Origin of the sequence: Nonomuraea sp. NPDC052634 (genome assembly GCF_040678535.1) — a bacterium.
Classification (GTDB): domain Bacteria; phylum Actinomycetota; class Actinomycetes; order Streptosporangiales; family Streptosporangiaceae; genus Nonomuraea; species Nonomuraea fastidiosa.
This window is the reverse complement of sequence record NZ_JBFATY010000001.1, coordinates 1,928,510-1,947,442: the sequence shown is the minus strand read 5'-3', so window position 1 is coordinate 1,947,442 and position 18,933 is coordinate 1,928,510. Positions and strand designations below refer to the sequence as shown.

At 72.8% G+C, this 18,933-nt stretch carries 16 protein-coding genes; 9 read left to right on the top strand and 7 right to left on the bottom strand.

All coding sequences use genetic code 11. From position 1 onward, the window contains the following. Positions 1-6: 6 nt before the first annotated feature. Positions 7-837 carry an MFS transporter gene (locus AB0K67_RS08740; protein WP_364055125.1) on the top strand — a complete coding sequence of 277 codons (831 nt, stop codon included), beginning with the start codon at positions 7-9 and terminating at the stop codon, positions 835-837. Here the strand turns inward: AB0K67_RS08740 and mmuM are convergent. The 3 genes from mmuM to AB0K67_RS08725 form a co-directional block, all read right to left on the bottom strand. Then, entirely contained in the window at positions 809-1,675 is an 867-nt protein-coding gene (mmuM, locus tag AB0K67_RS08735; RefSeq protein WP_364055122.1) for a homocysteine S-methyltransferase, read from the bottom strand. The two genes, AB0K67_RS08740 and mmuM, sit on opposite strands and share 29 nt — an antisense overlap. Before the next feature lie 141 nt (positions 1,676-1,816). Further along, positions 1,817-4,300 carry a VIT domain-containing protein gene (locus AB0K67_RS08730; RefSeq protein ID WP_364055119.1) on the bottom strand — a complete coding sequence of 828 codons (2,484 nt, stop codon included), beginning with the start codon at positions 4,298-4,300 and terminating at the stop codon, positions 1,817-1,819. After that, positions 4,297-5,139, bottom strand: a complete 843-nt coding sequence (locus AB0K67_RS08725) for a MerR family transcriptional regulator (RefSeq protein ID WP_364055116.1) — start codon at positions 5,137-5,139, stop codon at positions 4,297-4,299. The genes AB0K67_RS08730 and AB0K67_RS08725 overlap by 4 nt, the downstream gene beginning before the upstream one ends. Positions 5,140-5,255: 116 nt before the next feature. Between AB0K67_RS08725 and AB0K67_RS08720 the strand changes: the two genes are divergently transcribed. Both AB0K67_RS08720 and AB0K67_RS08715 read left to right on the top strand, forming a co-directional pair. After that, positions 5,256-5,723 carry a DNA starvation/stationary phase protection protein gene (locus AB0K67_RS08720; RefSeq protein ID WP_364055113.1) on the top strand — a complete coding sequence of 156 codons (468 nt, stop codon included), beginning with the start codon at positions 5,256-5,258 and terminating at the stop codon, positions 5,721-5,723. Between the two features lie 322 nt (positions 5,724-6,045). Further along, complete coding sequence (locus AB0K67_RS08715) at positions 6,046-7,068, top strand: alkaline phosphatase PhoX (RefSeq protein ID WP_364055110.1); 1,023 nt, start codon at positions 6,046-6,048, stop codon at positions 7,066-7,068. Between the two features lie 33 nt (positions 7,069-7,101). Here the strand turns inward: AB0K67_RS08715 and AB0K67_RS08710 are convergent, their stop codons facing one another. Further along, positions 7,102-7,977, bottom strand: a complete 876-nt coding sequence (locus AB0K67_RS08710) for a helix-turn-helix domain-containing GNAT family N-acetyltransferase (protein ID WP_364055107.1) — start codon at positions 7,975-7,977, stop codon at positions 7,102-7,104. A 94-nt stretch (positions 7,978-8,071) separates the two neighbouring features. Here AB0K67_RS08710 and AB0K67_RS08705 point away from each other — a divergent pair, with 94 nt between their 5' ends. Together AB0K67_RS08705 and AB0K67_RS08700 are read left to right on the top strand one after the other, a co-directional pair. Continuing rightward, positions 8,072-8,986: a beta-propeller fold lactonase family protein gene (locus AB0K67_RS08705; RefSeq protein WP_364055104.1), complete on the top strand. Its 915-nt coding sequence runs from the start codon at positions 8,072-8,074 to the stop codon at positions 8,984-8,986. A 52-nt stretch (positions 8,987-9,038) separates the two neighbouring features. After that, complete coding sequence (locus AB0K67_RS08700; protein WP_364055101.1) at positions 9,039-10,370, top strand: N,N-dimethylformamidase beta subunit family domain-containing protein; 1,332 nt, start codon at positions 9,039-9,041, stop codon at positions 10,368-10,370. A gap of 83 nt (positions 10,371-10,453) precedes the next feature. Here AB0K67_RS08700 and AB0K67_RS08695 read toward each other — a convergent pair whose 3' ends face one another. Beyond that, a complete protein-coding gene (locus AB0K67_RS08695) occupies positions 10,454-11,923 on the bottom strand; it encodes a glycerol kinase (protein ID WP_364055098.1) in 1,470 nt (489 codons plus the stop codon). 152 nt (positions 11,924-12,075) lie between these two features. Here AB0K67_RS08695 and AB0K67_RS08690 point away from each other — a divergent pair, with 152 nt between their 5' ends. Continuing rightward, complete coding sequence (locus AB0K67_RS08690; protein ID WP_364055095.1) at positions 12,076-13,101, top strand: 6-phosphofructokinase; 1,026 nt, start codon at positions 12,076-12,078, stop codon at positions 13,099-13,101. Between the two features lie 256 nt (positions 13,102-13,357). Here the strand turns inward: AB0K67_RS08690 and AB0K67_RS08685 are convergent, their stop codons facing one another. Continuing rightward, entirely contained in the window at positions 13,358-14,323 is a 966-nt protein-coding gene (locus AB0K67_RS08685; RefSeq protein ID WP_364055092.1) for an MHYT domain-containing protein, read from the bottom strand. 227 nt (positions 14,324-14,550) lie between these two features. On the opposite strand from AB0K67_RS08685, the gene thiI reads away from it, so the two are divergent. Next, positions 14,551-15,747 carry a tRNA uracil 4-sulfurtransferase ThiI gene (gene thiI, locus AB0K67_RS08680; RefSeq protein WP_364055089.1) on the top strand — a complete coding sequence of 399 codons (1,197 nt, stop codon included), beginning with the start codon at positions 14,551-14,553 and terminating at the stop codon, positions 15,745-15,747. 70 nt (positions 15,748-15,817) lie between these two features. On the opposite strand, the gene aroF is transcribed toward thiI, so the two are convergent. Next, positions 15,818-16,858, bottom strand: a complete 1,041-nt coding sequence (gene aroF, locus AB0K67_RS08675) for a 3-deoxy-7-phosphoheptulonate synthase (RefSeq protein ID WP_364055086.1) — start codon at positions 16,856-16,858, stop codon at positions 15,818-15,820. Between the two features lie 240 nt (positions 16,859-17,098). Between aroF and AB0K67_RS08670 the strand changes: the two genes are divergently transcribed. Together AB0K67_RS08670 and AB0K67_RS08665 are read left to right on the top strand one after the other, a co-directional pair. Continuing rightward, positions 17,099-17,695, top strand: a complete 597-nt coding sequence (locus AB0K67_RS08670) for a molybdopterin-dependent oxidoreductase (RefSeq protein WP_364057518.1) — start codon at positions 17,099-17,101, stop codon at positions 17,693-17,695. A 54-nt stretch (positions 17,696-17,749) separates the two neighbouring features. Continuing rightward, on the top strand, positions 17,750-18,928 hold the full coding sequence (locus tag AB0K67_RS08665) for a histidine kinase (protein ID WP_364055084.1): 1,179 nt from the start codon (positions 17,750-17,752) through the stop codon (positions 18,926-18,928). Positions 18,929-18,933: the final 5 nt, after the last annotated feature.

Here is an 18,933-nt window from a genome sequence, read left to right as displayed (position 1 = left end):
TTCGCCGTGCCGGCGCTGCCGGCCCTCGTGCTCGCGGCACTGGTGGCCGCCGTGGTGCCGCGCGCGCCCCGGCACCCCGCCGCACTCGGCCTCACCGGTACGGCGCTGCTCACCGCCGCCTCCGTGGCCCTGCTCGCGGGCATCATCGAAGGCCCGGACGCCGGGTGGGCGAGCGGGCCGACGCTCGGCGCGTTCGGGGCGGCCGCCGTGCTCTTCGCGGTGTTCGTCGCCCACCAGCTCCGCGCCCGCGCGCCACTGCTCGACCCGCGCCTGTTCGCCTCCGCGCGGCTGCGGGCCGGCACGCTCGGCATCGCGGTGACCTTCTTCGGGCTGTTCGCGCTGTTCTTCGTCAACGCCCGCTACCTGCAGGAGGTCAAGGGCTTCTCGCCGCTGCTGACCGCCGTGGCGATCTTGCCGGTCGCCGTCCCCATGATCACCCTCACCCGGATGGCGGGCCGCTTCCGCCCGCGCGCCGCCGTCGCGGCCGGACTCGCCGGGAACGCTGCGGGCCTAGCGCTGCTGTCGTTCGCCGACGCCGCCATGCCGTACCCCGTCTACGCCGCCGGGCTGATCGTCATGGGCGCCGCCATGGGACTCTCCGTGCCCGTGCTGTCGCACGAGATCATGGCGGCGCTGCCGCGGGAGCGCGCGGGGCTCGGCTCCGGGCTCAACAGCGCCACCCGCGAGCTGGGCAGCGCCGTCGGGGTGGCCGTCATGAGCACGGTCATGACCGCGTACGGGATGGGCGCGGGCTTTCGCGTGGTCGCCGCCGTCGTGCTGGCGGGCGGACTGCTGACCGGCTGGTGGCTCAGGACAGGTGCGCGCGGATCTGCCTGATGTGCTCGGGCGTCGTACGGCAGCAGCCGCCGATCAGCGACGCGCCCGCCTGCTGCCACTCCTTGGCCGCCTGGCCGAACTCCACCGGGTCGGCCAGGCCCGTCCATCGGTGGTCGCCGGCGTCCCACGTCTCGCCCGAGTTCGGGTAGACCACCACGGGCAGCCCGCCCGACAGGCAGCCGATGAGGCTCGGGATGTGGCGCGGGGCCGTGCAGTTGACGCCCACGGCCACCACCTGCGGGTTGCCGCCGAACAGGGCGGCCGCCTCGGCGATCGGCGTGCCGTCGCTCAGCCGCTCGCCGTCGCGGCACGAGAAGCTCACCCACGCCTTCACCCCCTGCGTGGCGGCCAGCAGCCGGGCGAGCGCCCGCGCCTCGGGGTAGGACGGGATCGTCTCGCAGGCCAGCAGATCCGCCCCGGCGCCGGCGAGGATCTCCCAGCGGGGGCGGTGCCAGGCGTACAGGCCGTCCTCGTCGAGGTCGTAGTCGCCGGTGTACTCGGCGCCGTTGGCCAGATAGGCGCCGTACGGTCCCACCGAGGCCGCCACCAGGCCGCGCCCGTGCTCGTCGCGGGCCTGCGCCGCCAGCTCGACCGACAGCCGCAGCAGCCGCTCCGCCTGGGCGGCGTCGAGCCCGCGCCGCGCGAAGCCCGGCAGCGTCGCCTGGTAGCTGGCCGTGGTCGCCACGTCCGCGCCCGCGGCGAAATAGCACGCGTGCGCCCGCCGGATCAGCTCCGGCTCCTCCACCAGCAGCCGCGCCGACCACAGCTCGTCGCGCAGGTCGGCGCCGAGGCTTTCGAGCTGGGTGGCCAGCCCTCCGTCCAGGACAAGAGTCGTCACCCGTTCAGCCTACGAGCCGCCGCGCGTGCCCGGCGCGCCTCCCGGCGTGCGCGTGGCCGATGGCCGAGCGGAGCTGCGGCCTGATCCGGTGCGCTTCCGGAAGCCGCCCGTCGCTCCTCGCCCGAGTCCCGGGCCGCCTCGTCAGCCGCGCTTCCAGAAGGGGCCGCGGGGACGAGGGCCGCCGGGCCCGCCGCCGGAGCCCGGGTCGCCGCCAGGACCGGCGCCGGAGGCCGGGTCGCCGCCAGGACCGGCGCCGCCCGCCGGGGGAGTGGCGGAGGAGCCGGTGAGCGCGGCGAGGACCTGGACGGCGCGCTCGTGCAGGGCCTGGGCGTCCGTGCCCGGCCGCTCGGCCGCCGCCAGCTCCTCCGCCAGCCGCTCCAGCTCCTCGTTCCCCCCGAGGTACGCCGCCAGCGCCTGCAAGCGGGTGCCCAGGTCGGCCAGGTAGAGCAGGTCGGGTGCGGGCATGGCCGTCAGCCGGTCGAGCTCGGCGAGAAGCTGGGGACGTACCGACTCCAGCCGCCCGCCGGCCGCCCGGCCGCGGCCACCCCGGCCGAACCTGCCGGCGACGGGGCCGCCACCGGAGCCTCGCCCGCCTGCCGTGCGGCCGCGCGCCACACCCGAGCGGCCGTAAGCCGTTCGGCCTCCAGCAGGACTCCCAGGCCCGGATGCGGGGGCGGGCGGGCCTCCGGCGAAGAAGCCCTGCTCGGCCTGGATGCCCAGCCCCGGCTGCGGCACACGCATGCCGGACGGGCTCGCGGGCGCGGCGGCCAGCATCACGTTCGCCCCGAACGCGCCCATCCCCGGCGACTGCGGCATCTCCCATCCGCTCGGCGGCTCGACGGGCTGGATGACGCGGTGCTCCGGCCCCTCGCCGGCGACCTGCCGGGTGTCCACCGCCACGTACGCGGTGAACCGGCAGAGCACGCCGTACTCCAGCGAGGTGCGCACGATGCGCTCCTCCAGGTCGTGCTCGCCCATGGCGTACCGGTCCTCCAGCTCCCGCAGATGGGCGCGGGCCCACACCGCACGCAGGGCCGGGTTGTCCACGGTGACGCCGTCCACGCGCTCCTCCCACGGCCCCTGCGAGGTGAGCCCCCGCACGGTCACCGATGAGCCCTCGCGGTAGCGCCCGTACGCGCGCAGCGGCACCCCCGGGAAGATCGACCCCAGGTGGGTGACGGTGTCCGGCTCGACGCCGAGGTCCTTGAGCGCCAGGTCGGTGACCAGGGGAGCGCCGATCCTGCGGTGAATGTGGTCCATGGCCGCGTCGAGCCGGTCCTCCGACTCGACCAGCTCGCACCGGCCCGCGCCGAGCCCCGCGAGGCGGCCGAGGAACCCGGCGTTCACCGCGCGGTCGATGCCCACCGTGTGCACGCGCATGGCCGACAGCGCGCCGCCCGCCTGCTCCAGGATCTGGTCCTCGTTGCCGACCTGGCCGTCGGTGACGAGCACGACGACCCGCTCGCGGCCCTCGGCGCGGCCGTCGAGCAGCGCGATGGCCCGCCGCAGCGGTTCGAGCATCTCGGTGCCGCCCCTGGCGTCCACCCCGGCCAGGTGCTCGACCGCGCGGTAGCGGTTGCGGTCGGACGCCTCGGCCAGCCCCTCGAACGCCTCCTCGACCACCGAGTCGAACGTCAGCACCGCGAACCTGTCCTGCGCGGTCAGCGTGTCGACGATGCGGGCGGCGGCCCTGCGGGCGCACACCATCTTCCAGCCGCCCATGCTGCCGGAGCGGTCGAGCAGCAGCACCACGTCGCGCGGCGCGCGGGCGGCCTGCAGCGGCGGCGGCAGCACGGTCAGCGCGAACGTGCCCCGCCCGTCCAGCTGCAGCGCCGTGGACGCGTCGAACGACAGCCGCAGCACGAAGTCGCGGTCGAGCCGCTCGCCGGGCCGCAGCCGCACCGTGCGCCCGCCGTCCGCGCCGCCCTCCTCCTCGACCACGTGCAGGCTGGAGGCGAGCTCGCGCAGCTCGAGACCGGCCGCGTCCACCGTGGCGGCCAGCGACAGCCGTACGGGGTTGGGGAAGCCGGGCAGCAGCACCGGCGGGCTGATCCTGGAGGCGTCGGGCACGGCGCCGGTGTCGGGTGCCGTGCCGTCACCGGCGGCAGGCCCGTCGATCGGGCTGCCGGGGATGTAGCGCGGCGCCACCACCAGCGGGAACCTGAACGTGGCCGCGCCGTCCTCGTACGGGAGCGGCTGGCTCATGCTCAGGTGCACCGAGACGCGCTCGCCCGGCAGGATGTTGCCGACCCTGATCGTGAACACGTCGGGCCGGTCCTCCTCGGCGATCGCGGCCCGCTTACCCTCGCGCAGCGCCTGGTCGTAGTCGGCCCTGGCCTGGCCGCGCTCCTTGAGCACGCCCTCCACGACCCGGTCGTCGGCCTCCATACGGAAGCCGGTCACCGCCGCCCTGTCCGGCAGCGGGAAGACGTACGTGGCCTCCAGGGTCACGTCGTACGGGTTCGTGAAGCCCTGCGTGACCTCGACCCCGGCGACGAGACCCGTGATGCCGGCGGCCACGTCCACGCTCTCCAGCGGCAGGTTGCCGCGCTCGGTCCGCAGCGCGCCGAACCCGGCGTCCGGCACCGGCAGGCACCGCGCGGGCTCCAGCGAAGTGATCTTCATGTCAGCTCCCTCTCTTCGAGCACCGCGAGCAGCGGCCCGGCCGCCGCCAGCACCGCATGAACGTCCTCGTCGGTCAGCGCCCGGCCCTCGTCGAGCACCAGCCGCACCCCGTCGGCCAGCTTGACCCCCCTCATCGCCACGGCCCCGGCCTCCCGCCCGTTCACGGGTGCCCGCCGCGCGGCCCGGGAGCCCGCATGTTCGGCGTCCCGCTCGTGTGCCCGCCGCGCGGCCCGGGAGCCCGCATGTTCGGTGTCCCGCCCGTTCACGTCGGCCCGAGGGGCCGTGTGCTCGGCCGCAGGCGTGTGCCGCGCGGCCGGAGAACCCGCGGGCTCGGGCCTTGCGGCCGTGGGGTCCGCCGGCTCCGGCGGCCGGCGACCGGCGGCGGCGTCCGGTCCCTCCGGTCGGCTACCCGGGCGCTCCGCCCAGAACCGCGTCCGTCCCGTGAGCGGCCGGGCGCTCACGGCCGGCTCTCCGGTGGGGCAGGCGCCGTCGCGGACGGCTTCGGGAACGGTCTCCGGGCGCGGCAGATGCAGTCCGGAGACCGCCTCCAGGGTGTGATCTTCAGCACCCGCGAGCGCCGTCTGGATCTCGGCGATCGAATGGCCGGCCGCCTGCATGCGCTTGATCGCCACGAGCTGGAGGAGGTGGCGGCGGCCGTAACGGGCGACTCTGCCGCGCCGGGTCAGCGGCGGATCAACGAGCCCGATCGTCGTATACCACCTGATCAGCCGCTCGCTGGGCACGTCGCGGACCCGGCCGTTGACAGGTGCCGCCGCGCCGTCGCGCAGGGCGCGGGCCGCGTGCTCGGCCAGCTCGCCGATGGTCCAGGTCTCGCCCATACCTCCACATTGACACTGTCATTATTGCAGTGTCAATGTCTCCGGCCCGGAAGAAGCGGAGGGGGAGATTGGTTGGGGGCAGGTGTAAACACCGACAGGCGGGGAGGAAAGTAGTCATGGCTACCATCACCGGACCTCTTACGGACGACGCCAAGAACACCGTCGTCCAAGCTCTCCAAGGCGCCCTCGTCGACCTCATCGACCTCACCCTGGTCGCCAAGCAGTTCCACTGGAACCTCATCGGCTCCCACTTCCGACCCATCCACCTGCAGCTCGACGAGCTCGTCTCCATCGCGAGGGAGCACGCCGACACCGTCGCCGAGCGCGTGGTCGCCCTGGGGGCCAACCCCGACGGCCGCGCCGCCACCGTCGCCCGCGACACCAAGCTCCAGCAGCCCGAGGGCGGCTGGCAGGAGGACGGCAAGGTCGTGGCGGCCATCACCGAGATCCTCAGCGGCATCAGCAAGCGCATGTACGAGCGCATCGAGGCCACCGACGAGCCCGACCCGGTCAGCCAGGACCTGCTCATCGCCGTGGCGAAGGAGATCGACAAGCAGCACTGGATGTTCCAGGCGCAGCGCTGACCCACCACGGCACCACCGGCTCACGGCGGGCGGGCGCCGTACGACGAAGGAGAGCCCGGGCACGCGGCCCGGGCTTTCGCATGCCCGGAGGCGATGGCACGCCGAGGTTTTCCCGCCCGATCGCAGGAAGGCGGGAAACGATTCCATCGTCACGTACGGTGACGCTCGCCCCCGGCGGGGGCGGGCCTCCTCCCGGAACGATGCACGGAGCGTCACGGCCCGGCCGATCACAGGCGGGGTTTGCGGATTGTTTGATTACCCGAGTCCCTGCCATTCATGTCCGTGCGGTCGACTAGCGTGGCACCTAGAGGGAGGCCCCACGATGTCGCACAAGACTCTCCTCCGCACGGGCCCGCTCTTGCCGGGCGGCATCAGCCCGTACGGTCCGCTCGGACTGCCGGGTCCCGACGGCCTGGCGCTGCCCCCGGGGTTCACCGGCCGGGTGGTGGCCCGCAGCGGTGCGAAGGTCGCCGGTCTGACCTGGCACGCCGCCCCCGACGGCGGCGCCTGTTTCCCCGACGGCGACGGCTGGATCTACGTGTCCAACTCCGAGCTGCCCCTGCTCGGCGGCGCGTCGGCGCTGCGCTTCCGCCCCGACGGCAGCATCGGCGACGCCTACCGGATCCTCTCCGGCACCGATCTCAACTGCGCGGGCGGCGCCACGCCGTGGAACACCTGGCTGTCGTGCGAGCTCGGCCACCGCGGTCGCGTCTTCGAATGCGACCCGTACGGCGCCCGCGCCGCGCGCCCCCGCCTGGCGATGGGCCGGTTCAAGCACGAGGCCGCCGCCTGCGACCCCGAGCGGCGGGTGATCTACATGACGGAGGACGAGCCCGACGGGTGCTTCTACCGGTTCCGGCCGAGCGACTGGGGCGACCTGACGGAGGGCACGCTCGAGGTGCTGTGCGAGTCGGGCCGCTGGGAGCCGGTGCCCTCGCCGGCCGCCCTGCTCAAGGAGGCCCGCCACCAGGTCGACGACGCCCGCCACTTCGACGGCGGCGACGCCTGCCACTACGCGGGCGGGGTGTGCTACTTCACCACCAAGGGCGACACCGGCCTGTGGGCCTACGACGCGCAGACCTCCACGCTCGACCGGCTCTGCGAGGGCGTGCGCGCCATCACCGCCGCGCCGTCCGGTGACCTCTACGTCGCCAGGGAGCGCCCCGAGATCGACGTGATCGCGCCCGACCGTGCGGTCACGCCGTTCCTGCGGCTGGAGGGCCACGACGGGGCGGAGCTGACCGGGCTGGCGTTCTCGCCGGACGGGCAGCGGCTCTACTTCTCGGCCAGGCGCGGCCGCACCGAGGGCCAGACGTTCGAGGTCACCGGCCCGTTCCGCCCCTGACCAGCGGGCCGGCGGCGGTCCGGGCACCGGCGCTCACGCGGAGCCGGCCGCGGGTGGCGTGGACAGGTCGAGCGTCCACATCTCCTCCACCAGCTCGATCCCGTTCTCCGAGCCCTTCTCCGACGACTCCAGCTCGAACCCGGCCGCCCGGTAGATGCGCCGCGCGCTGGTCAGGCAGTCGCGGGTCCACAGCGTGATGCGCCGGTAGCCCTCGGCGCGGGCGTGCCGTACGCACTCGTCCACCAGCCGCCGCCCGATGCCGAGGCCGCGCGCCCACGGCTCGACCAGCAGCAGGCGCAGCTTGGCGGTCTCGTCGTCCTGCCGCATGCAGAAGATGCACCCGGCCCGCTCGCCGTCCACCTCGGCGATCCAGCCGGTGTCGTGCGCGGGGTCGAACCCGGCCACGATCCCGGCGACGAGCTGTTCGAACGCGGTGCCCCAGCCGTACTCGGCGCTGTAGAGCTCGCCGTGCCGGTAGGCGACCCAGCCGAGGTCGCCGGTGCGCGGCGGCCTGATCACGTACGAGCGCCGCTCCCGCGTCCCGTCGAGCACCTGCCGGATCGTCGCCATGCCCTCGACCAGCCGCGCCTGGTCCCCGTCGGACAGCCCGCCGAGCAGCTGCTCGATCTCCTCGCCGGAGCGCCGGTCGAGCGCGGCGAAGACCTCCGCGCCCTTCGGGGTGAGGCTGACGAGCTGCTTGCGCCCGTCGGACTCCGAGCGCTCGCGCTCCACGAGCCCGTCGTTGCCGAAGCGGGTGAGGATGCGGCTGAGGTAGCCCGCGTCCAGGCCGAGCAGCGCGCGCAGCTCGCCGGTCTCCAAGCGGCCGGCCTGCGCCAGCTCGAAGAGCACGCGCACCTCGGTCAGCGAGTACGGCGAGTCGAGCAGCCCCGCCTGGAGCGCGCCGATCACCTTCGTATAGAACCGGTTGAAGGCTCTTACCTGAGAAACCCTTGCCTCTGTCAACGAACTCATTGCCTTAGTCAACCATAGGAGGATCCCCGCTGTGAAGCACGTGCGCATTGGCGGATACGGTCCCGGCATCGTCACGATCGGCGATGGTGAGGCACGCGGCCTCGCACGGGTGACGGCGCCGTCGTTCCTGGCCGCCCACCCGACGCTCCCGGTGCTGTACGCCGTGGGCGAGCTCGAACGCGGCTGGCTCACCGCCCTGGAGGTCACCGGCGAGCTGACCCCGTTCGACGAGCGCCCGAGCGAGGGCCACAGCCCGTGCCACGTCGCGGTGGACCCCACCGGCACGCTGCTCGCGGCGGCCAACTACGGCGACGGCACCGCCGTGATCTATCACCTCGACGAGCGTGGCGCGTTCTCCGGTGAGCCGATCGTGCTGCGCAACGAGGGCTCGGGCCCGAACGCCGAGCGCCAGGAGGGCCCCCACGCCCACCAGTGCGTCTTCCACGACGGCCTGCTGCACGTCTCCGACCTCGGCACCGACGAGATCCGCCGCTACCGGCCCGACGGCACCCGGCTGGAGCCGATCAGGCTGAGCCCCGGCACGGGCCCGCGCCACTTCGCGTTCGCGGGCGGCCGCCTGTACGTCGCGGGCGAGCTCGACGGCACCGTCACCCTCATCGAGGGCGAGCGCCGCACCACCGTGCCCGCCTCGCAGCAGGACGGCGCCAACGCGCCCTCGCACCTCCAGGTCGAGGGCGACCTCGTCTACGTCGCCAACCGCGGCCCCAACACCGTCACCGTGCTGCGCGCCGGCGACCTGTCGCGGGTGGCCGAGGTGCCGACGGGCGGCGACTGGCCCCGCCACTTCGCCATCGACGGCGAGGTGATGTACGTGGCCAACCAGTACGCGAACAAGGTCACCCGCTTCGCCCTGCGCGACGGGGTGCCCGAGCCGGACGGCACCTCGTACGAGGTGGACAGTCCCGCCTGCGTGCTGATCGTGTAAGGAGTTCACCAAGTCGCCGCCGATCCGGAGGGCGGGCCCCGACCATGGCCTCGTGCGCAAGGTGCCCGTCGTCGCCGCCCTCCTCGTCGTGCTCGCCGCCGGCTGTGGCGAGCCGCCTCCGTCCGCGCCCGTCCCCGTCGATCCGCGGATCCCGACCGAGCTGGACGTGCAGGAGTCCTGGCGGATCACCAGGCTCGGCGCCGACCACGAGATCGAGGGGTACGCCGACCGGGTGAGCGTGCTGCCCGGCCAGCCGCTGCGCCTGCACGTCTCGACGACCGCGCCCCGCTTCACCGCCCGCGCCTTCCGCATGGGCGCCAACCCGGCCAAGGTGTGGGAGTCCGACCCGGTCAAGGGCACGCGGCAGCCGCCCGCCAAGGTCGTGGACGGCATGGTCACCGCCGCCCACTGGCCGCCCTCCCTGACCGTGGACACCACGGGCTGGCCGGAGGGGTCGTACCTCATCAGGCTCGACGCCTCCACCGGCGCCCAGCGGTACGTGCCCGTCACCGTGCGCTCGGCCTCCACCGTCGGCCGCGTGGTGCTGGTGAACGCGGTCACCACCTGGCAGGCGTACAACCTGTGGGGCGGGCGCAGCCTCTACACGGGCCCGGGCGGGTACGCCGGCAGGTCGCGCGCCGTCACCTTCGACCGCCCGTACGACGGCGTCGGCGCCCGCCTCTTCCTCGACTTCGAGAAGGAGGTCATGGCGGTCGCCGAGAAGAGCGGCGTGCCGCTCGCGTACCTCACGAACCTCGACCTCGTGCCGGGCGCGCTCGACGGCGCCCGCGCGGTGATCTCGCTCGGCCACGACGAGTACTGGACGCCCGGCATGCGCCAGGTCGTCACCCGCGCCAGGGACAGCGGCACCAACCTGGCCTTCCTCGGCGCCAACGCCGTCTACTGGCGCATCGCCGTGCACGGCAGGACCGTCGCCTGCGACAAGGAGAGCCAGTGCCGGCTCTGGCGCGACACCCGCCCGGAGAGCGCGCTGGTGGGCCAGATGTACGACTGCTTCCCCGCCGAGGGCGCCTACCGCGTCACCAGGCCGGATCACTGGATCTTCGCCGGGACGAAGGGCCGCGTCTTCCCCGGGCTGGTCGGCGTGGAGACCGACCGGGTCTCGCGCGGCTCGCCCGCGGGGGTGCAGGTGCTGGCCGAGTCGCCGTTCTCGTGCGGCGGGCGGCCCACCGTCGCGCACAGCACCTACTACACGGCGCCGAGCGGGGCCGGCGTGTTCGCCTCCGGCACGATGCGCTGGGTGTGCGGGCTGCGCGGCAAGCGCTGCGGCCACGGCGTCACCGACGACGCCGCCGCCTTCACCCGCCGCGCCACCATCAACATCCTCACCCGCTTCGCCCAGGGCCCCGCAGGCCGAGCGTGAGCCTTCGCCCAGCGCTCTATGGGGCGAGCCTGAGCCTTGGCCCAGGTCCCGTGTGGCGAGCCTGAGCCCAGTCCTCAGCCCGGTCAGGTGTGGCGGGCGGCCGTGCGGGTCAGCTCGACGGCGGCCCGCCAGCGCGCGTACGCCGCCTCGTCCCGCTCACCGGGCTCGAAGCGCCGGTCGAGGAGCCACGTCTCGCGCAGCTCCGCCTCCGACCCCCACACGCCCGCTCCGAGCCCGGCCAGGAACGCCGCGCCCAGCGCCGTGGTCTCCTGCACGGCCGGCCGCTCCACGGCGGTGCCGAGCTGGTCGGCCTGGAACTGCATGAGCAGGTCGTTGGCGCTGGCACCGCCGTCGGCCTTGAGCACCGGCACCGACCCGGCCGTCATCGACTCCACCACGTCGCGCACCTCGAACGCGATGGCCTCCAGCGTCGCCCTGACCAGGTGCGCCCGCGTCGTGCCGCGCGTGATGCCGGTGATCAGCCCGCGCGCGTCCGGCTCCCAGTGCGGCGCGCCGAGGCCGGTCAGCGCGGGCACGAACACCACGCCGCCGCTGTCGGGCACCGTGCGCGCCACCGCCTCCGATTCCGGCGCGGTGCCGATCAGCCCGAGCCCGTCGCGCAGCCACTGCACCGCCGCGCCGGTGACGAAGATCGACCCCTCCACCGCGTACGTGCGCTCGCCGGACGGCGTCTGCCAGGCGACCGTGGTCAGCAGCCCGTTCTCCGGCCTGGTGATCTTGTCGCCGATGTTGGCCAGCACGAACGAGCCGGTGCCGTAGGTGCACTTCACATCGCCCACGTCGAAGCAGGTCTGCCCGAACAGCGCCGCCTGCTGGTCGCCGGCCACCCCGCTGATCGGCACGTCGAGCCCGAGGAAGACGGACGGATCCGTACGCCCGAGCGGCCCGTAGTTGGGCACGATCTCCGGCAGCGCCCGCTCGGGCACGCCGAACAGCTCGCACAGCTCCGGCTCCCAGCCGCCGGACGCGAGCCCGTACAGCAGGGTGCGGGAGGCGTTGGACGGGTCGGTCACGTGCTGCGCGCCCGCCGTCAGCCTGGCGATGAGGTAGGAGTCCACCGTCCCCACGGCGATGTCGCCGGACTCGACGCCCGCCCACACCCCGGGGTCGTGCTCGGCCAGCCAGGTGAGCTTGGTGGCGGTGAAGTACGGGTCGAGCCGCAGCCCGGTCAGCTCGCTCACCCGCGGCTCATGACCGGCGTCGCGCAGCCGCACGCACAGCCCGGCGGTGCGGCGGTCCTGCCAGACGATGGCCCGGCGCGGCGCGGCCAGCGTGTGGCGGTCCCACAGCACGGCGGTCTCGCGCTGGTTGGTGATGCCGACGCAGGACGGCCGCAGCGAGGTGCCGCGCAGCGCGGCGGCGCAGGCCGACAGCGTGGCCTGCCAGATGTCCTCGGGATTGTGCTCGACCCAGCCGGGCTCGGGGAAGTGCTGGGCGAACTCCTCGTATCCCTTGCTCGCCACGCTTCCGTCCTCGGCGACGACGAGCGCCGTCACTCCCGTCGTCCCGGCGTCGATGGCCAATACGCTCACGAAAACTCCTCCTCGATCGATGGCGGCACGAGCGGGCGCCCAGGTTTCATTCCCCAGCCTCGCGTTTGGTCTAGACCACTGCGTGTGCTGCCGGGCACAATGCGAGTCTGACACTAGGTCTGGTTCGTGACCCCTATCGGGAGGAACCCGCCATGCGTATTGGAGTGCTCACCGGAGGCGGCGACTGCCCCGGCCTCAACGCCGTCATCAGGGCAGTGGTGCGTAAGGGGGTGAGCGTCTACGGGCACGAGTTCGTCGGCTTCCGTGACGGCTGGCGCGGCCCCCTCGAAGGCGACACGATGCCACTTGACATCCAGGCCGTGCGCGGCATCCTCCCGCGCGGCGGCACCATACTCGGCTCCTCCCGCACCAACCCGATGAAGATCGAGGGCGGTGTCGACCGGATCAAGGAGAACCTCGCCGCGACCGGCGTGGACGCGCTCATCGCCATCGGCGGCGAGGACACCCTCGGCGTCGCCAAGCAGCTCTACGACCGCGGCGTCCACGTCGTGGGCGTGCCCAAGACCATCGACAACGACCTGTCCGGCACCGACTACACCTTCGGCTTCGACACCGCCGTCAACATCGCGACCGAGGCCATCGACCGGCTGCACACCACCGCGGAGTCCCACCACAGGGCGCTCATCTGCGAGGTCATGGGCCGCCACGCCGGCTGGATCGCGCTGCACGCGGGCATGGCGGGCGGCGCCAACGTCATCCTCATCCCGGAGAAGCCGTTCGACATCGACCGCGTCTGCGAATACGTCGAGTCCCGCTTCCGCACCCGCTACTCGCCGATCATCGTGGTCGCCGAGGGCGCGCACCCGGTCGAGGGCCAGATGGCGCTGCAGACCAGCACGCTCGACGCGTTCGGCCACGTCCGGCTCGGCGGCATCGGCGAGGTGCTGGCCAAGGAGATCGAGAAGCGCACCGGTAAGGAGGCCCGCACCACCGTGCTCGGCCACATCCAGCGCGGCGGCACCCCCACGGCCTACGACCGGGTGCTCGCCACCAGGTTCGGGCTGCAGGCCATCGACGCGGCGCACGAGGGCGACTACGGCAAGATGGTCGCGCTGCGCGGCACCGACATCGTCCGCGTCGGGCTCGACGAGGCCACGGCCGAGCTCAAGACCGTGCCGGTCGAGCGGTACGAAGAGGCCGAGGTGTTCTTCGGCTGACTGTAAGCGGCCTGCAAGCGCGCGGCCGTACCGTCGGGGTCAGCGGGGTCAACCGCTACAACCCCCTCAGGGTACGGCCTGCGCCGCGACACGTCGGCGGCCCACCTGTGCGTCGCAGGCCGTACTCATGACATAGATCGACCGTGGGGCGTGCCGGAGAGATCGGTCTCGGCACGCCCTCCGCGTTCGCGCGGCGCGCCCGCGAGGCCCGCCGGCCTTCTCGCCGCCGTCTTCTGTCGTCCCGGCGTTCGCCCGCTCACCGGCGCCTGCTGCGCATCGGCTGCTGCCGGGCGGCGGGCTGCGGCTGGGCGGCCTGCATCGGCTGCTGCTGCCTGGGCTGCGCCGGTTGCATCGGCTGCATCGGCTGCGGCCGGCCGGCGACCGGGGCCGCGAGCGGGGCGGAGGCCCCCGCCGGGTAGGTCAGCTGCTGCTGTTGCTCGGAGTTGCGGCGGCGCTCCTCCAGCTTGGCGAGCAGCTCGGCGTCCTCGCTCAGCTCCTCCTCGGAGGGGGACAGGATCACCATGAGCAGCATGGTCAGCGTGATCAGGCTGATCACGGTCATGAGCGGGACGAGGAAGTCCAGGGCGTCGGCGCCGAGCACCTCGCCGGGCTGCGGGTCCACCGTGACGTGCATCGCGAACATGCCGGTGTAGTGCATGCCGGCGACCGCGAGGCCCATGACGAGGGCGGCGCCGGTGATCCAGATGGGCTTCTTGACCCGGGTGGTGAACCAGAGCGCGACGGTGGCCGCCACGACCGCGATGACGACGGAGAGGCCGACGAGCAGGCGGTCGTAGGAGACGCGGGCCGACATGTTCATCGCGTACATGCCGAGGTAGTGCATGGAGGCCACGCCGAGGCCGGTGAGCAGGCCGCCGCCCAGCAGCGCGGGCAGCCGGCCGTTGCCGTAGGAGACGAGGAACAGGCCGGTGCCGACGACCACGACCGCCACGAGGGCCGAGGCCGCGGTGAGCCAGACGTCGTACTTGATCTGGGTGCCCTCCACCTGGAAGCCCATCATGGCGATGAAGTGCATGACCCAGATACCCGTGCCGCCGATGGAGACGGCCGCGCCCAGCAGCCAGCGCACGCGTGCTCCGCCGCGTGAAGCGTGCGCCTGGGCGGTCAGCCGCAGCCCGAGCATCGAGCCGATGCAGGACATGACGTACGCGAGCAGCGGCGTGAGCAGTCCGTAGGTGAAGTGGTCCACAGCGGAGGTCATCTATCGGTCCTTGCGAATTAGGGGTCCACGGATTTTGCCATCCTGGATGTCCTATTCGCATGGATATTGCAACTATCTGTCAACTTAACCGGTCGGGAACATGAGAAGTGCTCACAGCTGAGTGATCTCCGCAGGCGAGCGAGCCGCAGTCCGGCGCGGACTAAACTCAAGACGTCGCGACGTTGCCATCAACGGCCGCGTTTCCCCATCTTCCCGGAGGTTCCACCATGACGATGTCCGCCCTGGGCGAGCCGTGCGTTCTGCTCAAGCTGGGCGAGATCGTCCTCAAGGGCAAGAACCGCGAGCTGTTCGAACGCCGTCTGATCGGCAACATCCGTGACGCGCTCAAGAGCGTCGGCGTCCAGGTGGACGTGCGCAGGCGGCACGGCGTCATCGCGATCTTCCTGCCCAAGGGCGCCACCGCCGAGCAGGCCGAGAGCGTCGCTCAGCGCGTCGCCGACGTGCCCGGCCTGGTCTGGATCCACCGCGCCTGGCGCGTCGCCAAAGACCCCGACACGGTGCTCAAGGCCGGTCTCGAGCTGGCCGGTGAGAGCGAGGTGGCCAAGCGCGGCGGCACCTTCGCCGTCCGCTCCCGCCGCCGTGACAAGCGCTTCCCGCTCAGCTCCAACGAGCTCGACCGGCTCGTGGGCGGCGCCATCAACGACGAGTACAAGCTGCCCGTCGACCTGAGCAAGCCCGACCTGACGGTCTTCATCGAGGTCGACAGGGACGAGGTGTTCGTCTTCACCGACGGCATCCCCGGCCAGGGCGGCCTGCCGGTCGGCAGCAGCGGGCGGGCGCTCGTGCTCATGTCGGGCGGCATCGACTCGCCGGTGGCCGCGTACCGCATGATGCGGCGCGGGCTGCACGTCGACTTCCTCCACTTCTCCGGCATCCCGTTCACCACCTCCGAGTCGATCTACAAGGCGTACGCGCTGGTCAAGAAGCTCGACCGGTTCCAGGGGAAGTCGCGGCTGTGGGTGGTGCCGTTCGGCAAGGCCCAGCAGTCGATCCGCAACTCCGGCCAGGACCGCCTGGCGGTGATCGCCCAGCGGCGGCTCATGCTCAAGACCGCAGAAGAGGTCGCCCACCGCATCCACGCCTCGGCGCTGATCACCGGCGACGCGCTCGGCCAGGTGTCCTCCCAGACGCTGGCCAACATCACCGCCCAGGACAACGCGGTCGACCTGCCGATCCTGCGGCCCCTGGTCGGGTGGGACAAGACGGAGATCATGGCCGAGGCGCGGCGCATCGGCACGCTGGAGATCTCCGAGCTGCCCGACGAGGACTGCTGCTCGCTGCTCGCTCCCCGGCGGGCCGAGACCAGGGCCAAGATCGAGGACCTCAAGCAGATCGAGAAGCGGCTCGACGCCGAGGAGCTGTGCGTCCAGCTCGCCGACTCCATCCAGGAGTACACGATCTGAGCCGGCCCGCCCTGAGGCCCACTGAGACCGTCTGAGGCGCCCGGGGGAGGGGTTCCCCGGGCGTCACGCGTCAGGCCGTGGCAGGGGCGGCGGCCGGGGCGGCGGTCTTGCCGAGCAGCGGCGGGAAGTCCGTCATGATCTGGGCGAGCGCCCCCAGATCGGCCTCCACGAGCGCCTGCGGGCCGTCCACGAGGGCCTGCTCGGGCTGCGGATGCACATCGATGATCACCCCGTCGGCGCCCGCCGCGACCGCCGCCCTGGTCAGCGGCGGCACCAGGTCGCGGTGCCCGCCCGAGTGCGACGGGTCCACGACGACCGGCAGGTGCGACAGGCGCTGCGCCACCGGCACCGCCGAGACGTCCAGCGTGTTGCGGGTGGCCGTCTCGAACGTCCGCACGCCCCGCTCGCACAGCACGATGTCGAGGTTGCCGCGCTGGGCGATGTACTCGGCGGCCATCAGCCACTCCTCGATGGTGGCGGTCATGCCGCGCTTGAGCATCACCGGCCGCCCGGCCGCGCCGACGGCCTGCAGCAGCGCGAAGTTCTGCATGTTGCGGGTGCCGATCTGCAGCATGTCGGCGTACGAGGCCACCAGCTCGACGTCGCGGACGTCCAGGACCTCCGTGACGATCGGCAGGCCCGTCTCCGCGCGCACGTCCGCCAGGATGCGCAGGCCCTGCTCACCGAGGCCCTGGAAGGCGTACGGGGAGGTGCGCGGCTTGAACGCGCCCCCGCGCAGCAGCACCGCGCCGGCGGCCTGCGCCATCCTGGCCGCCGCCAGCGTCTGCTGGTGCGTCTCCACCGCGCACGGCCCCGCGATCAGCGTCACGGTGCCGGGGCCGATGGGCACGCCGCCCACGTGCACGGTGGAGCGTTCCGGATGGTTCTCCCTGCTGACCAGCTTGTACGGCGTCGAGACCCGCATGACGTCGCGCACCCCGCCCATGCCCCGCAGGGCGGCGGCGTCGAGCTGCGTCACGTCGCCGACCAGGCCGACGATCGTCCGGCTCACACCCTTGCTGACGAACGCCTCGACTCCGGCCGCCTCGACGACCGACACGATAGCCGCGAGATCGTCCGCGGTGGCCTCCGGGCCCATCACGATCACCATGTGCTGCTTCTCCTTGTCCGGAAAACGCGAAAGGCCCCGGGTCCTGTGCGGACCCGGGGCCTTTCGTTCGCCTGTGTGCTAGCGCAGCGTCACATGGCGAGCGGACTCGGGTCCGTCGCCATACCAAAACAGGAACGCTGCGTGCATAGCCCCAAACAATAGCGCACCGCACCCGCTGCCGAGCCACTCGGCGTGCGATGGCAGGATGGCGTGAGACGCGAGACGGTGAAGGGAGTGTTCGTGGAGGAGTCGCGCCTGCCCCCAGGTCAGTACGTCCCACGCGGCAGGCCCGTGATCCACTACGGTCGCGTGCCCACGTTCAAGCCCGAGACCTGGGACTTCCGCGTCTTCGGCGCGACCGCGTCCGGCGAGGAGCACGCGCTGCGCTGGCCCGAGTTCGAACGGCTGCCGCGCATCACGCGCGTCGAGGACTTCCACTGCGTCACCAAGTTCTCGCTCATGGCCAACGAATGGCGCGGCGTCACCCCGGCCACGATCATGGACATCGCGCCGCCCGACCCCGGCGTGCGCCACGTGATGATCTGGGCCGAGTACGGCTACAGCGCCAACCTGCGCATGTCCGACTTCACCGCGCCCGGCACGCTGTTCGCCCTGGAGCTCGACGAGAAACCGCTCAGCCCCGAGCGCGGCTACCCGGTGCGCATCGTGGTGCCCCACCTGTACGCCTGGAAGAGCGTCAAGTGGGTGCGCGGCATCGAATACCTGCTGGAGGACCGCCGCGGCTTCTGGGAGGAGCGCGGCTACCACAACATCGCCGACCCCTGGCGCGAGCAGCGCTACTCCTACCAGGAGGAACCCGGCGAAGGACCGGACTGATCTCACCGTCCGTTCCCGCCCGCGCACGCTGCGTTTGCGGCTACGGTGTGCCGCATGCCGATCATCGCGTGCGTGGCGCCGCCCGGCGCTCCCGTCCTGCTGGGGGTCCTCCTGCCGGGGGCCTTCGCGCTGGGGTACGCGCTCGCCAGGGCCGCCTGCCGCCGTCAGGCGCCGCCGCGCAGGGCGGACGACGCCACGTTCGCCACGCTCCACGTCGCCGCCATGGCCGCGCCCGCCCTGCGCGCGGGCCTCGACCGCGACTCCGCCCGCAAGGCCGTACGCCACCTGCGCACGCTGCTCGGCACCCGGGCCGTCGCGCTCACCTCGGCGGACGCGGTGCTGGCCGCCGACGGGCCCGGCGCGGGCGGCGTGCTCGGCCACGCCCAGGCCGCCCTGGCCGCCGGGCGGGCGCAGGTCTTCCCCGACGAGCCGTACGGGGCGGTGGTGGTGCCGCTGACCGTGGACGGCACCGTCGTCGGCACGCTGGCCGCGCTCGACGACGAGGTGAGCGCCGCGCTCGTGCGCACCGTCACCGAGGTCGGCCGCTGGGTGTCCGGCCAGCTCGAGCTCGCCGAGCTCGACGCCTCACGCCGGCGCGCCATGGAGGCCGAGATGCGCGCCCTGCGCGCCCAGATCTCCCCGCACTTCGTCTACAACGCGCTCACCACGATCGCCTCGTTCGTCCGGACGAACCCCAGGCGGGCCCGCGAGCTGCTGCTCGACTTCGCCGACTTCTCCCGTTACGCGCTGTGCCGCGCCCACGACTTCACCACCCTGGCCGACGAGCTGACCTGCGTCGACCGCTACCTGCTGCTCGAACGCGCCCGCTTCGGCGACAAGCTGCGCTTCAGCATGCAGGTCGCGCCCGAGGTGCTGCCGGTGCCGGTGCCGTTCCTGTGCCTGCAGCCCCTGGTCGAGAACGCCATCAAGCACGGCATGCGCGGCCGCGGCGAGCCCGGCGAGGTGCGGGTGGTGGTCCGCGACGCCGGGCCGGAGGCGCACATCACGGTCGAGGACGACGGCGCGGGCATGGACCCCGAGGCCGCTCGCCGCCTGCTCGACGAGGACCCCGCCCGCGAGGGCAGCGGCATCGGCCTGGCCAACGTGGACCTGCGCATGCGCCAGATCTACGGCGACGGTTACGGCCTGGTCGTGGAGACGGCGCTCGGCGCGGGCACGAAGGTGCGGCTGCGCGTCCCCAAATTCCACCATCATCTCTCCGTAGTCGAATAATTACG

Coding starts and splice junctions, on each gene's coding strand:
- AB0K67_RS08715 (WP_364055110.1), top strand. CDS start 6,046: ATGTCGCACAAGACTCTCCTCCGCACGGGCCCGCTCTTGCCGGGCGGC.
- thiI (WP_364055089.1), top strand. CDS start 14,551: ATGACGATGTCCGCCCTGGGCGAGCCGTGCGTTCTGCTCAAGCTGGGC.
- AB0K67_RS08665 (WP_364055084.1), top strand. CDS start 17,750: ATGCCGATCATCGCGTGCGTGGCGCCGCCCGGCGCTCCCGTCCTGCTG.
- AB0K67_RS08690 (WP_364055095.1), top strand. CDS start 12,076: ATGCGTATTGGAGTGCTCACCGGAGGCGGCGACTGCCCCGGCCTCAAC.
- aroF (WP_364055086.1), bottom strand. CDS start 16,858: ATGGTGATCGTGATGGGCCCGGAGGCCACCGCGGACGATCTCGCGGCT.
- AB0K67_RS08725 (WP_364055116.1), bottom strand. CDS start 5,139: ATGGGCGAGACCTGGACCATCGGCGAGCTGGCCGAGCACGCGGCCCGC.
- AB0K67_RS08685 (WP_364055092.1), bottom strand. CDS start 14,323: ATGACCTCCGCTGTGGACCACTTCACCTACGGACTGCTCACGCCGCTG.
- AB0K67_RS08720 (WP_364055113.1), top strand. CDS start 5,256: ATGGCTACCATCACCGGACCTCTTACGGACGACGCCAAGAACACCGTC.
- AB0K67_RS08730 (WP_364055119.1), bottom strand. CDS start 4,300: ATGAAGATCACTTCGCTGGAGCCCGCGCGGTGCCTGCCGGTGCCGGAC.